This is a genomic window from Acinetobacter sp. CIP A162 (genome assembly GCF_000367905.1).
GTDB classification, from domain to species: Bacteria; Pseudomonadota; Gammaproteobacteria; order Pseudomonadales; family Moraxellaceae; genus Acinetobacter; species Acinetobacter lwoffii.
In genome coordinates this window covers 639,694-653,264 of the sequence record NZ_KB849159.1, presented here as the reverse complement: position 1 = coordinate 653,264, position 13,571 = coordinate 639,694, and the positions used below count along the sequence as shown (strand labels likewise).

The following is a 13,571-nucleotide window of genomic DNA, read 5'->3' as shown; positions in this document are numbered from 1 at the left end:
TATATTTATTCTTGATACAGCTCGTACCCAGAGCCAGAAAATGTGTACAAATTTTCTATCCTCTACAATAACGAAAATTCTCTACTTTAAGCAAATTATCATACTTTTCTGGCTTTGACTGTGAATTTTGCAATGGTACTATCTTAGCCATAATTTTAAATCTGTAATGTTAAATCATGGCGAAAATTGAGTTACCTGACCATATTTTAAATGCCCTTTCGACTGTTCTGCAGCAACTTCAGCAAAGTCTGCCCGAACTAAAACAAATTCCTGATTTGTCTGCTCATGCCTATAAGTGGCAACAGGGTGAACTCAAACCTATTCATCAGCTTAGACAGATGGAACTGGCCGATTTAAAAGGGATTGAGCGACAAAAAGAAAAAGTCATCCAGAACACGTTGCAGTTTTTAAACGGCTTACCTGCCAATGATGTCTTACTGACCGGTTCACGCGGTACGGGTAAATCCTCCATTGTTCGTGCCCTACTCACCGAGTATGCAGATCAAGGGTTACGATTAATTGAAATCGAACGGGATGATTTATCCGATCTGCCTCAAATTCAGCAACTCATTGCAGAGCGTCCAGAGAAGTTCATTGTCTACTGTGATGATCTGGCCTTTAATGCCGAAGATGAAAATTATCGCAGTTTAAAGAGTGTTCTGGATGGTTCTTTACAGTCCGGTTCCAGCAATTTTGTGATTTATGCGACCAGTAACCGTCGTCATTTATTACCCGAATTCATGCATGAAAATACGCCCGTTACCCGAGTTGATGTGCCGCAATATACTGAATTACATCCTCAGGAAGCGATTGAAGAAAAAATTTCACTGTCTGACCGCTTTGGTTTATGGCTGTCTTTCTATCCAATGGATCAGAACCTGTATTTGGAAATTGTCGAACATTACCTCAAAAAGGCAGGCATGGAACTCACGCCAGAAACCCGTGCTGAAGCCCTACGCTGGTGTCAGGCACGCGGTCAACGTTCAGGACGTGCTGCCTATCAGTTTTCCAAGCACTGGATTGGTTCAACCCAACTAAATGCCTCTTAACAACTTAAAAGCGACCGGTTCAGGTCGCTTTTTTCATATAAATCATTTATATAATGATGATACTCAAAAGAAAATTAAAATTATGGATGTCGGCGCAGTTCTCATTCAACTTAAGCCCTTACACATGCAGCAAGTTCATGACTGGCAGCGTACTTTGAAAGCACGTCAAGACGAAGTAATTGAAACGCTTAAGGCTGAACAGGTTCATGTCGAGTCTTGGTTTTATCTGCAACTTCATGGTCAGGACTATTTGATTGCATATATGCGCGCCGACAATATTCAAAAAGCGCAAAATATTGCAAAACTCAGTACTTTCCCAATTGACCAAGTGCATAAACAGTTTAAAACTTCATGGCAAGCGGTTTATCCCGCCGAATTGTTATTGGATGCTACAGTTACCTGATTTATTAGCACGGCTATTCAAAATAGTTTTGTAATAAAGACTTCTCCCCAATCAATAATAAAAAAAGCCCTGGAAATACAGGGCTTTTTTGACATCTCGAATTATTGTTTATCACCGATAATGGTAGACCATAGCAGGTCATCAATTTCACTGCCATTGAAATAAACAGTAGCCTTCAATGATTCAGGCTGGTTCTGTTTGACTTCAATCACCTGATCATCGCTGTCCTTAATTCTAAGCACGCCCTCTTTTGGCAAATGCTTATAGTTATTTAATACGGTTTCATCCATTTTAAATGGTGTCGTGGTATTAAAATCAAAACTGTAACGATAATCTGCCAGATCAGGCTGACCGATAATCGTACCACGACTGGTTAAGGTACGAATCCCATTACTGCCACTGCCATAATCATCAACCAAGCTGTAATTATAATTACGCACCTGCAGATATTCTTTGCTCTTTGTATCAAATGCGATTCCAGAAGTACCTGCCTGACCGGTCTCGGCGATACGCTGGAATTCCAACTGATCGATTTGATAAGATTCGGATTGCCCCATGTTATTTTTGGTTTTACGATGCACAATTGTGCCAGAAATCAGGTAGTCGTCCTTGAGATTAAAATCTACATTTGAACCATAACGGACATTGCTAAAGCTTAAAGTCGTCGTGTCACCATTCACCGTCTGAGTAATGTTTGAGCCTTTACGGTAAATTTTATCCAGAATAATACAGTTATCTTTATCTATTTTTAATTTCAGGGTTTTGACCGAACCAGTGGTATTGACTTCCGAACAGATCAGATTTGGATATTTAATACTATTGATGCCCAAATTATAAATTTTGATAATACGTGCAGTACGCCCATAAGGATAATCTGCGAATACTTCTCCAATCATGTGACCTAGAGCAACATTATAGTCGGTATCATTACTGGTATTTCCGGAAATTTTATCGCGAATTTTCTTTACAATATCCTGATCTTCAAACGGGACAAACTCCTCTGAAAGCTCAGGGGAAATACTTTCCGTAGGAACATTTGGAGGTGTAGTGACAGTAGGACTGTCTGAGCTACTTCCCCCACCACCGCCACAGGCACTCATTAAACCCGAAACAAGAGCAAGTCCAAAGATAGAAATCTGCTTTTTCATAAAATTTATTCCCTAAAATTTCTTTGCATTTTTATTTGGTGATCACTAAAGATTGGCCTTCTCGAAACTGAACAGCTCAAATGCTATTTCTGCCGGTGATATTTTTTCTTGGCAGCCAGCTTTATCCTTCGATATCGCTTTATCTTTAAACAAAGAAATTTTTGGTTCTGTAATTTTAATGTATATTTCAAACAACAATTATCATAAGAAATGAAGTGCTTATGTGAATCTTGTTCCTTACCAGTGTCACTTTTCAATACAATTAAAGCGCATTTAATTAAATCAATTTACTTTGCAACAAAGCTTATAAAATTTGTAATTGTTAAGTTAAAGATGGATTGAATTTTCTTTTTATGGAGAATCATGTTCAACTTTTATACAGAGCCATGAAAGAGAATATTGAAAGATAGGATGACTTTAGAGCATATAAAATGATCATTTTCATGATATGAAATACTTAATTATTTACAGAAGATTTAAAGCGTCGATTATTTTAGATTGGTCACGGATTCACTGAATTTTTTCCGACGCTTATATTCAAACATGTTCTGATCCGCTTGTGCGAGCGCTGCAAATAAACCATGACCAGGATGACGCATCGCCATACCAATCGCTGCGCCAATGTTTGCTGCTGCAAAGGCATTAATTAAACGATCCACTAAACTTTCAGTACCCGTTTCATCATTTTCCACGCTAAGAATCACAAACTCATCACCACCCAAACGAGCAACAATATCATTGATCCGTACATTATCTCGTAATATTTGCGCTGCATTTTGAATCAGTTTGTCACCTTCATCATGACCTAAATTATCATTCACTTTTTTTAGGTCATTCAGGTCAATAAATAATACAGCGGCGGGATGACCATATTGCTTGCAACGCTCTTCTTCTGCTCGCAGCAGTTTTTCCCAAGCGCGACGATTATATAGCCCGGTCAATTCATCTTTACTGGCTTCTTCCTGCAATAATTCATGCTGTCTCATCTGCTCACTCTGACGTAATTCTGCCTGCAAGATCGAACTGAGTAATTGTCCCAACAACTCGACCAGTTGTATATCTTGCACAATAGCTTCTGATTTGGTTTCTGGATCAATCGCACAGAGCGTTCCAAACAAACTGCCATCTTCTTTAAGGAGTGGCTGACCAATATAAGATTTTATACAGACCTGCTGATTAATCGGCGCTGTGGCGTATAAAGGAATTTCTTCAGAGCGGGGGGCAATTCTCGGGGCCTTACCTGCGACCATATGAGAACAAAAAGAATCAGCCCACTGAAACACTTGACCGGGTCGTATATCATAACCATGATCTTCACTTTGCAGCACAATCCAGTCTTGGCCTTCTACCCGGGTGATCATCCATAAATTAAAGCCAAAATGCTGATGCAGAAACTTTAATACTGCCTCTCCAGCATCCTGAAAACTTTTGAAATTTATATTTTCCATTCGAGATTGCCTCTGCTGCAAACCTGTAAAAATATGCATGATATCAACTTAAGCTATTAAACTATTTTTCCAGTTTCAATAGAATATAAGAGTTCTAAATACAGCTATAAAACTATATATTTACAACATACCGTTGCTATAAGTTTTCATTTAAAAATTCACAATAAAAAAGAGGCCTAAGCCTCTTTTCTTCAAGCCTGAAATCTATGCCTCAGTCGGATTAGTCAGTTCCGTCATTGGCCAACGTGGAGTTGTCGTCACAGCCAAGCCATCATGCTGTCCTGCTTTGAGACGCTGATAGCCCGCAAAAGCAATCATGGCACCATTGTCTGTACAGAGTGCAGGTTCAGCATAATAAACAGATGCACGAATCTTGGCTAAATCTGCTTCTAAACGCTCACGTAAACGCTTGTTGGCACTAACACCGCCCGCAATCACCAGACGTTTAAGCCCAGTTTGCTTCAGTGCTTTTACCGACTTTTTCACCAAAGTATCAACAATGGCTTCCTGAAAACTGGCAGCGATATCGGCATCACGATTTTCATCACCAAGTTTTTTCATCTGTACAGAAACAGCTGTTTTTAAACCACTGAATGAAAATTCTAGGCCTTGATGCAGCATTGGACGCGGGAATGCAAAGGCATTCGGGTCACCCTGCTCCGCCAGTTTGGAGATATTTGGACCACCTGGATACGGCAGACCCATCATCTTCGCGACTTTATCAAATGCTTCGCCTGCCGCATCATCAATGGATTCACCCAAGAGTTCATACTGGCCAATGCCATAAGCAGCCATGAGCTGAGAATGTCCACCCGATACCAATAATGCAACAAATGGAAACTCAGGCGGAGTTTCTGACAATAAAGGTGCCAGCATATGACCTTCCATATGATGCACACCAATTGCGGGTTTATTCAGCGCAAAGGCCAAAGTACGACCAAACAATGCACCGGTCATGAGTGCGCCCATCAGACCCGGGCCACGGGTATATGCGACTGCATCAATTTCTGATTTTTTCACGCCGCTCTGTTCAAGCAGCTCATTGATGAGTGGAATCAGTTTACGCACATGATCACGTGACGCCAGCTCTGGAACTACACCGCCATATTCTGCATGCAGTTTAATCTGGCTATAAAGCACCTGTCCGCGCAAACCCAACTCGCTGTCATACAGCGCAAGTCCTGTTTCATCACACGACGTTTCCAAGCCTAAAACGATCATTAAACTGCCTATAACCTGTATCAATTCTATTGCAGCAACTATTATAGACTTGTGGTATGAGATGTAAATGAGTAAAATACTGACCTTCACTTGTGATTGAGGGCAATTCAGCCCGAGATCTTACCCTAACTGATATGAGGATTCTTCATGCCACAAGTTAAATTGAAAGAAGGCGAACCAGTAGACGTAGCTATCCGTCGTTTCAAACGTTCATGCGAAAAAGCGGGTGTTCTTGCTGACGTACGTAAGCGTGAATTCTACGAGAAACCAACTCAAGAACGTAAGCGCAAAAAAGCTGCTGCTGTTAAACGCTACCAAAAGAAATTGGCGCGTGAATCAGTACGTACAACTCGCCTTTACTAAGATTAATTTGTGATTGATTGCCTGGAATAAATAATGACGACTTTAAAAGACCAAATCACGGATGTTTTGAAAGCAACAATGCGTGCCAAAGAAATGTCCAAGCTGACGGTCATTCGTAGTCTACAGGCAGCAATTAAGCAAATCGAAGTCGATGAGCGCAAAGAACTTGACGACGCTCAGGTTCTTGCGGTCATTGAAAAACAAATTAAACAACGTAAAGAATCGGTTAAAGCCTTTGCAGGCGCTGGCCGAGATGATTTAGCTAGTAAGGAACAAGCCGAAATTGAGATTTTGTCTCAGTTTCTACCAGAAGCTATGACTGAGGAAGAACTTGATTCCATGATTGCGCAAGCTATTGCAGCGCAACAAGCTACTAGCATGAAAGATATGGGTAAGGTGATGAATTCTCTGCGTCCGCTCATAGCCGGGCGCGCCGATCCTGCACAAGTTTCCGCCAAAATCAAAGCGCAACTTGCTTAATCCCTACTTTCTAGCATTTCCTCTTTAACGTTGAACTGCCTTTAATCAAAGACAGTTCCTGACGTATTCTTATTGCAAATTACAATCGACCTGATAACGCTTAAGTAATTGCATCTCTTTCGACGATTTCACTTCTACAATTACATCCTGTTTACTCATATTTTGAAACTGACGATCCAGATAAGGACGATTCTGGTCAGCGGCCTGATATAAACGATCAACATAACGTCCTACAATTCCACAAAATTTTGCATTCTGCTCAGGACTAAATCCCTGTTGCTGCGGATTTAAACCACTTAAAAACTGACGCGATTCCTTTTTATAATCCGCATTAATTCGTTCTATTGCTTCTACATATTCAACTGCACTCGCAGCAAAAACCCCATAACTCCATCCCAGTAGACACACGCCCAATAGTATTTTTTTCATATTATGCTTCAGTTTGATTCACGCTGATCTTTCAAAAATATTGTAGCCTGATTGAATATATTCTTGCTATATCATCCTGATACAAAAACTTAAAACCCAGTGCAACCTTAAATCTTGTATTGATGTGCCTGCTGCATCTGTTTCAGACGCTGGCGAATGGTGGACGATAAAGATTGATTATTCTTTACGCTACGCTGGGCATGTAATAATGATTTGATGGCAGTTTCTTCATATCCTGACCAATATTCTACTTCTGCACGATAGCGCAGCACATTAGCAGCCTTAATCGGCGAATCTGGCTCTGCATTGGCAGCCAGTTGCATTAGTCGCCAGCCACTGACATCCCGTGAATTGGCATTTAGAAATCGCTGCACTAAAACTTTTGCTTTATCGGGTTGCTTGGCGCGAATCAGCACTTCTGCATATTTATAATTGAGCGCTCGATTTTCCGGCATGATCCGCGCTGCTGACGCTACACTTTCCAAAGCTGCATCAAGCTGGTTCTGAGCTAAATAAATATCAGTCTGGAATAAAACCTGTAAAGGATGCATCTGGTTATGCTTTTTTGCTCGATCTAAAGTGGCCTGCGCGGCCTGGAAATCACTTTGCTGTATTCGATAGGCAGTTAAGGCAAGCTGGCCTGCAAAATTATTTTGCTGGTCCATCAGGATAAGCTGCTCTGCATTGGTCTGACCAGACAATACCCTGCTATACCACTTGATAATGTCAAAGTCTTGGTCATTGAGACTGCGTTTCACCGCAGGAAGCTGGTTGGCACGTAAACGTGCTTCACTCATACGCTCGGTGGTGAGTGGATGAGTGAACCAGAAATCCGGCAGAAAGCTTAAGCGGCTGGTCGAGCGATGCATGACCTCAAAGAAATCTGCCATACTATGCGGGTTATAGCCGGAACGATACATATATTGCATACCAATCCGGTCTGCCTCACGTTCCTGATTACGACTATAAGTGAGCTGTTTATCCAGAAGTGCTGCCTGTGAACCCATCATGACCGCTGTGCCGACATCACCATCTGCCTGAGAAGCGACCAAAGCACCGACGAGAATTCCAGCTAGCGCCAGTAAACCTTGCCCTTTAAAGGCATCCTGAGAGCGACTGTAATGACGTTGTGTGACATGTGCAATTTCATGTGCCATCACTCCTGCCACTTCATCCATGTTTCGGGCTGAATTAATCAGACCAGCATTAAGTGCAAAAAGACCACCTGGTACAGCAAAGGCATTAATTTGCGGGTCATTAATAACCAGCAAACCGATCGGCTGTTGCAATTGAGTCTGACTCAGGATATGAGAAAATACTGAAAGCAGCTGATCTTCAAGCCATGGATTTTGCAGGACCGGCATTTGTTTATGCACTTCACGATAGACTTTTTCACCGATCATTTTTTCTTTTTGTTGATCGAGTAAGCCGACGCCTGTACCAATATCAGGCACAGAAAATTGTACATTTACTTGATTAAAATCATGGTTAGAGCCGTGCCCTGCTACCATATACAGACTTAAGCCACACGCCAGCGCCAATCGTTTCAATGAAAAATCTCTAATCCTGCCGATCTAATTTATCTTGAATATAGCATTGAACAATGAGCAGAGACGCAAGAAAATGTTATTTTTTAATACCATTTAAACGACGAATCAGATGCATTTTAAAATTCCGGATTGACCACATAACGGGGCACTCGTCCTTCCAAGGCATCAACAAGATTCTGATAAGCCAGTTCTGCCATTTTTTTACGGGTGGCTGCAGTGGCCGAACCCACATGTGGCAATGTAACCACATTATCCAACTGGAATAATTCCGATTCTTTTAACGGCTCTTTCTGATATACATCCAGACCGGCAGCAAAAATCTGCTTGGTTTTTAAAGCTTCAATTAATGCCTGCTCATCAATGACCGAACCACGTGAAATATTGACCAATACCGCATGAGGTTGCATTTTCGCCAATTCTGCTGCTGCAATCAGCGCCTTGGAATCCGCATTCAAATCTACTGCAACAACCACAAAGTCAGAACGCTGTAACAGTTCATCAAGCTGGCAATATTGCGCATTCACCCCTTGAGCGAGTTCTGGTTTTTCCCGGCGATTATGATACAGAATATTCATATTAAAACCGTAAAAACCACGACGTGCGATTGCCGCCCCAATATGACCGAGACCAATAATTCCGAGGGTTTTTCCAAAAATATCCATACCAAATTGTGCTTCGCCCACGGTACGCTGCCATTGTCCCTGCTTGGTCCATTGATCCAGGTAAGCCACTTTGCGTGCTGCTGACATCAGTAAAGTGAAAGCCAGGTCAGCAGTGGTTTCAGTCAGTACATGCGGCGTATGACTGAGATAAATTTTCTTTTCATTTAAATAATCCAGTTCATAGTTGTCATAACCGACACTGACACTGGAGATAATTTTTAACCGGGTGGCACTGGCCAGATTATCGCGATTCAACAAGCGCCCTGCGCCAATCATGCCATCAGCATCCTGAACCTGCTGCAAAAGCTGTTGATTCACATCGCCTAGCTTCGGTTGTATATAACTAACCTGATAATTTTGTTCCAGCTTGTTTTGAATATCAGTATCAATTTGACTAAATACAACCACTTTTTGTTTCATCTATTTTTATTCCACAGCAAGATTATTCCAGACTGGCAGTCCTATTTTGCATAAACTGCCATAAACGTTTTTTTAGAATCGGCTGATCCAGCATTTCTTGTAAAGATGCCAACTGGATCATTTTCGTATTTGATATATGCGCTACAGGCCCGAGGAAAATAATATTTTTCTCTGCACTCATTCCATCCAGAAAACCCTGAATATAGGATTCTACACCACGTCCATCCTGAACATTGGCCCAGGGAAATGGCCAGTTCAGCTCATGAAACTCACCTGGGACTGCACGCTGGATATTGCCCCATAAATTCTGGGTGTCTTCGGTCATTGCAGTTGCATCAATCACGATACTGCAATGTGCCAGACTTAAAGCCTGCAAACTGAATGGCGGGATTTGTACGATTTCACGCTCTTCCTGAACAGTTGCAATGTGAGTCGGTGCCGCAGCTGGTGTATCAACCTTAAGCGTAACAATTGGCTCTGGCTCAGGAATCGGTAGATCAGCCAACGCCTCTACGGAAGCAGGCTGTGGTAAGACGATATCGGTGTGAAATTCAGGTGCAGCCTGATCACGCCAGATCGAAACCTGGTGCGGCTGACATGCGCTGTCCCTAGGAATCCAGAGATCGATTCCTAATGTTGCCAGTATGTCACGCTGATGCCCAATCATCTTTTCATCATCACCAATTTCAGGCTGAACATTTTAGCCGGATTGCCTGTGCTTTGCCGAACTTTTTCAGCTTTTCTTTTTTATCCTGATGGATTCTAGTACAAAGTTTAGCTGTCTGCTAAAAACCGTGCTTTTAATACACCATCAAACCATTTCTGCTGTTATAACAGATTCCGGCTAAAGCTGCGCGTTGTCATTTATTTTCTACAGAATGGTTAAACTGTTCTTCTTTAACATTTGCTGAACGACCTGTTCTGCCTCAAAACCCAAGCGCCAATACAACAGCTCCATCACGTCCAACTCATCCTGTGTCACGATACGATCACTCCACAAACAGGCTTCTGCAATACCTAAAATACTGAGACGATCACGTAATAACAGCCCCGCAATATCATTCAGAATTTCTGCAAGATCAATCGGCTCATCAGAAATTTCATTGTATAAGTCCAGTTCCTGAGCGGTCAGAATCCGGTTTAAAATCCGCTCCCGCACCTCAAGCTGGTTGCCGCTATTAATCTGCTGTACATGCAGCAAGGCGTCAATCAAACGCACAATCTGTGGCTTGACTTCTTCGAGTGCTGTAGGAGTATGTGCAGGAAGCAGATTTAACTCATATTTCACACATTCCAGTAATAACGCATCCAGCAGGCCAATTTCGCCATCTTCCTGAATAATCCGTGCCAGCTTCATCAAAAACTGCCGTGCGACAGTTGTCGGCATGCCGCCGATATTCTTGCAGGCTTGCTGGAAAATCGAAATATGCACACGCCCATCGAGATTGAGCAATGAATCTACAATTGCACGACTAACTTCAGCCTCAGTCGGAATAAATTCACGATATTGACGAATCATTAAAATGGCGACCATCACTTCACGAGAGCCGGTTGCCGTTTGTAATGCACGCTCAATCAGTTCCGGACGTGGCATCTTGAGCCGAAGTTCCGGATTCAGCGGCTTGATCGCATCTTTAATCGCAAAACTGATCGGAGACAGCCGTAATAATGGCAAAGGCTGTGGCGAACTCCAGCTCATTGCAGTTTCAGGCACCACTTCTTCCAAAGAACGGAACAAACTAAACAAAGGCTGATTTTTGAGTTTTTTCAGATTCTCAAGCTGTAAGTCCTGAATCAAGGCAGGATTTAATTCATAAATCCGCTGATTGATATTGGGATGAATATTCAGCCAGTTTTGCGGGCTCAAAGAATTGGCAAAGCACATATGTGAAATGGATTCAGCATATTCACTATAAATCTGGGATCCGGAATGATGCACATGGATTCTGAGTAAAGTCTGGATATTGGCATCATTTTGAATCAGGCGACGAGTTTTCTGATCATTTTTATAGGTTCGACCACCCAACGAAATATATTTAATAAAACGGGAAATCAAAACGCCCAAACTACCAATCAGCCAGATCACCGCACCAACTGCCACATAGAAGGTTTCGAACTTGTTTTCACGCGGACTACCCGCTCGATAAAAACCAGACTTGGCAATCTTACTGCCACACTGACTAAACGTAGTTAAACTGCTATACAGAATTTTCAAACGGGTATTTTCCGCAGCCTCACCAGAGAGGATTTTATTGAATTCATGGCTGAGTAAGCCATACAGCTCGACTTTATCGAGTGTTTGTATCGCACCCCAAGTCAGAATAATCGCGGTATCCCGCGGACTAAATCCCGCCGTCAGTGCATTAACACCAACTTCATCGGGCAGCACATACACCGCCGGAACTTCAATCAGAAAAGTCTCTGCCAGTTGCTGGTTAATGTGCAGTGCAGCACTTTCTTCTGGAATACTGTCCATCGGACTCAACCGACGCGCACCCAACTGCTTCGCCAGTGAATAACCACCATTCCGAAAAATATAAAACTCGTAGATGACCGAGATCATCATGGCACATAACAACAAAGCAATCAGGTAAGGACTCAGCGCATGCCAGAAGATTGACTGGCTAGGATCAGTATAAAAAACAAAGAGACCAACAACGGTATTAATAATAAAAATAGTCAACAGAATTGCAATCAGGCAAAAACTTACAGGCAGTACTATATTTTTGTTTTTTATAAAATCGTATCCTACGTTTCGCAATGCAGAATCCTAAAATGATGATTTTCAATGGGCTCATCATAAAACAAAAAAGCGGGAAATTCCCGCTTTTTCATGATGATTTTAACTACTTAGACTTCGCGTACGCCAGTCAAATCCACTGAAGCTGCATCAATATTGACATCAATATAATTGCTTTCTTTCATGGCACTGTCACTACGTTTTTGCTGAAGATCATCCAGATATTGCGCATCAATACCGCCCGAAACATAGATGCCATCAAAGACTGAACAATCAAAGTCTTTGACATCCGGTACTTTGGTGGTTCTTACCGCATCTTTCAAATCTTCCAGATCCTGGAAAATCAGACGGTCAGCACCAATAATTTCACGGATTTCTTCTACGCTACGTCCCGATGCAATCAGCTCAGATTTCGCCGGCATATCAATACCGTAAACGTTTGGATATTTCACCATCGGTGCTGCAGACGCAAAGAATACTTTTTTCGCGCCAGAATCACGAGCCATCTGGATAATTTCATTACAGGTCGTACCACGGACAATCGAGTCATCCACCAACAGTACGTTTTTACCTTTAAACTCAAGCTCAACCGGGTTGAGTTTCTGACGTACCGATTTTTTACGCAGCTGCTGTCCCGGCATAATAAAGGTACGGCCGATATAGCGGTTTTTCATGAAACCTTCACGGAATTTCACACCCAGCATATTGGCAAGTTCTAGCGCTGAAGTACGTGAAGTATCCGGAATCGGAATCACCACATCAATATCATGCTCTTCACCCCACTCACGCAGAATTTTTTGCGCCAGTTTCTCACCCATTTTTAAACGTGCTTTATACACCGAGATTCCATCAATAATGGCATCTGGACGGGCAAAATAAACGTATTCAAAAATACAAGGACGATATTCGGCATTTACGGCACATTGCTTGGTAAAGAAATTACCTTCTAAATCAATAAATACCGCTTCACCTGGCAGAATATCACGCTCAACTTTAAAGCCCAGCGCAGTAATCGCAACAGATTCAGAAGCAATAATATATTCCATACCCTGTTCAGTTTCACGTGAACCGTAGATCAATGGACGAATACCATTTGGATCACGGAAGCCCACCAGACCCTGACCGGTAATCATCGCCACCACGCCATAAGCACCTTTGCAACGCTCATGCACACGTGTTACCGCATGGAAAATATCTTCCGACGTTGGCACCAGTTTGCCATGTTTTTGCAGTTCATGCGCAAACACGTTTAACAGGACTTCTGAATCAGAATCAGTGTTCATATGACGCAAGTCAGTTTTGAACAGGTCATCATGAATTTCTTCAGCATTGGTCAGGTTACCATTATGTGCCAAGGTAATCCCGTACGGCGAGTTCACATAAAACGGCTGTGCTTCAGCACTGCTCGATGAACCGGCTGTTGGATAACGCACATGACCAATACCGTAATTTCCTTTCAAAGCACGCATATGACGGGTATGGAATACATCACGCACCATACCATTGTCTTTGCGCAGGAATAAACGTCCTTCATCACATGTCACGATCCCAGCTGCATCTTGTCCACGATGTTGTAACATCGTTAATGCATCAAACAACATTTGGTTAACGGGTGATTTACCAGCTATACCAACTACTCCACACATAGCAACCTCGCA

At 42.3% G+C, this 13,571-nt stretch carries 13 protein-coding genes; 4 read left to right on the top strand and 9 right to left on the bottom strand.

What is annotated here, in order from left to right; translation table 11 throughout:
• The first annotated feature begins 176 nt into the window (after positions 1-176).
• A complete protein-coding gene (locus F995_RS09500; RefSeq protein ID WP_004646621.1) occupies positions 177-1,049 on the top strand; it encodes an ATP-binding protein in 873 nt (290 codons plus the stop codon).
• Complete coding sequence (locus F995_RS09495; RefSeq protein ID WP_004646620.1) at positions 1,039-1,452, top strand: DUF6176 family protein; 414 nt, start codon at positions 1,039-1,041, stop codon at positions 1,450-1,452. The genes F995_RS09500 and F995_RS09495 overlap by 11 nt, the downstream gene beginning before the upstream one ends.
• Positions 1,453-1,553: 101 nt before the next feature.
• Here F995_RS09495 and F995_RS09490 read toward each other — a convergent pair whose 3' ends face one another.
• The 3 genes from F995_RS09490 to tsaD all read right to left on the bottom strand — a co-directional run bounded on the left by F995_RS09490 (position 1,554) and on the right by tsaD (position 5,269).
• Complete coding sequence (locus F995_RS09490) at positions 1,554-2,600, bottom strand: hypothetical protein (protein ID WP_004646619.1); 1,047 nt, start codon at positions 2,598-2,600, stop codon at positions 1,554-1,556.
• Positions 2,601-3,088: 488 nt separating this feature from the next.
• The gene (locus F995_RS09485; RefSeq protein ID WP_004646617.1) at positions 3,089-4,048 is read right to left on the bottom strand and encodes a sensor domain-containing diguanylate cyclase; all 960 of its coding nucleotides are present in this window, start codon (positions 4,046-4,048) and stop codon (positions 3,089-3,091) included.
• A 204-nt stretch (positions 4,049-4,252) separates the two neighbouring features.
• On the bottom strand, positions 4,253-5,269 hold the full coding sequence (tsaD, locus tag F995_RS09480) for a tRNA (adenosine(37)-N6)-threonylcarbamoyltransferase complex transferase subunit TsaD (protein ID WP_004280030.1): 1,017 nt from the start codon (positions 5,267-5,269) through the stop codon (positions 4,253-4,255).
• A 147-nt stretch (positions 5,270-5,416) separates the two neighbouring features.
• On the opposite strand from tsaD, the gene rpsU reads away from it, so the two are divergent.
• Both rpsU and F995_RS09470 read left to right on the top strand, forming a co-directional pair.
• On the top strand, positions 5,417-5,632 hold the full coding sequence (gene rpsU, locus F995_RS09475; protein ID WP_001136722.1) for a 30S ribosomal protein S21: 216 nt from the start codon (positions 5,417-5,419) through the stop codon (positions 5,630-5,632).
• Between the two features lie 33 nt (positions 5,633-5,665).
• Positions 5,666-6,112 (top strand): GatB/YqeY domain-containing protein, encoded by a 447-nt coding sequence (locus tag F995_RS09470; protein ID WP_004280076.1) that lies wholly within the window; start codon positions 5,666-5,668, stop codon positions 6,110-6,112.
• A gap of 69 nt (positions 6,113-6,181) precedes the next feature.
• Here F995_RS09470 and F995_RS09465 read toward each other — a convergent pair whose 3' ends face one another.
• The 6 genes from F995_RS09465 to purF all read right to left on the bottom strand — a co-directional run bounded on the left by F995_RS09465 (position 6,182) and on the right by purF (position 13,559).
• Entirely contained in the window at positions 6,182-6,541 is a 360-nt protein-coding gene (locus F995_RS09465) for a hypothetical protein (RefSeq protein WP_004646616.1), read from the bottom strand.
• A 107-nt stretch (positions 6,542-6,648) separates the two neighbouring features.
• Positions 6,649-8,091 carry a M48 family metalloprotease gene (locus tag F995_RS09460; RefSeq protein WP_004646615.1) on the bottom strand — a complete coding sequence of 481 codons (1,443 nt, stop codon included), beginning with the start codon at positions 8,089-8,091 and terminating at the stop codon, positions 6,649-6,651.
• Between the two features lie 116 nt (positions 8,092-8,207).
• Positions 8,208-9,173 carry a 2-hydroxyacid dehydrogenase gene (locus F995_RS09455; protein ID WP_004646614.1) on the bottom strand — a complete coding sequence of 322 codons (966 nt, stop codon included), beginning with the start codon at positions 9,171-9,173 and terminating at the stop codon, positions 8,208-8,210.
• Between the two features lie 22 nt (positions 9,174-9,195).
• Positions 9,196-9,840 carry a hypothetical protein gene (locus tag F995_RS09450; protein ID WP_004646613.1) on the bottom strand — a complete coding sequence of 215 codons (645 nt, stop codon included), beginning with the start codon at positions 9,838-9,840 and terminating at the stop codon, positions 9,196-9,198.
• Between the two features lie 204 nt (positions 9,841-10,044).
• On the bottom strand, positions 10,045-11,934 hold the full coding sequence (locus tag F995_RS09445; protein ID WP_004646611.1) for a M48 family metalloprotease: 1,890 nt from the start codon (positions 11,932-11,934) through the stop codon (positions 10,045-10,047).
• Positions 11,935-12,023: 89 nt separating this feature from the next.
• Positions 12,024-13,559 carry an amidophosphoribosyltransferase gene (purF, locus tag F995_RS09440; protein WP_004646610.1) on the bottom strand — a complete coding sequence of 512 codons (1,536 nt, stop codon included), beginning with the start codon at positions 13,557-13,559 and terminating at the stop codon, positions 12,024-12,026.
• Positions 13,560-13,571: the final 12 nt, after the last annotated feature.

Bases quoted from the DNA above. Each gene is read 5' to 3' on its own strand.
- F995_RS09450 (WP_004646613.1), bottom strand. From the start codon at position 9,840: ATGATTGGGCATCAGCGTGACATACTGGCAACATTAGGAATCGATCTC.
- F995_RS09470 (WP_004280076.1), top strand. From the start codon at position 5,666: ATGACGACTTTAAAAGACCAAATCACGGATGTTTTGAAAGCAACAATG.
- F995_RS09485 (WP_004646617.1), bottom strand. From the start codon at position 4,048: ATGGAAAATATAAATTTCAAAAGTTTTCAGGATGCTGGAGAGGCAGTA.
- rpsU (WP_001136722.1), top strand. From the start codon at position 5,417: ATGCCACAAGTTAAATTGAAAGAAGGCGAACCAGTAGACGTAGCTATC.
- F995_RS09465 (WP_004646616.1), bottom strand. From the start codon at position 6,541: ATGAAAAAAATACTATTGGGCGTGTGTCTACTGGGATGGAGTTATGGG.
- tsaD (WP_004280030.1), bottom strand. From the start codon at position 5,269: ATGATCGTTTTAGGCTTGGAAACGTCGTGTGATGAAACAGGACTTGCG.
- F995_RS09495 (WP_004646620.1), top strand. From the start codon at position 1,039: ATGCCTCTTAACAACTTAAAAGCGACCGGTTCAGGTCGCTTTTTTCAT.
- F995_RS09490 (WP_004646619.1), bottom strand. From the start codon at position 2,600: ATGAAAAAGCAGATTTCTATCTTTGGACTTGCTCTTGTTTCGGGTTTA.
- F995_RS09455 (WP_004646614.1), bottom strand. From the start codon at position 9,173: ATGAAACAAAAAGTGGTTGTATTTAGTCAAATTGATACTGATATTCAA.
- purF (WP_004646610.1), bottom strand. From the start codon at position 13,559: ATGTGTGGAGTAGTTGGTATAGCTGGTAAATCACCCGTTAACCAAATG.
- F995_RS09500 (WP_004646621.1), top strand. From the start codon at position 177: ATGGCGAAAATTGAGTTACCTGACCATATTTTAAATGCCCTTTCGACT.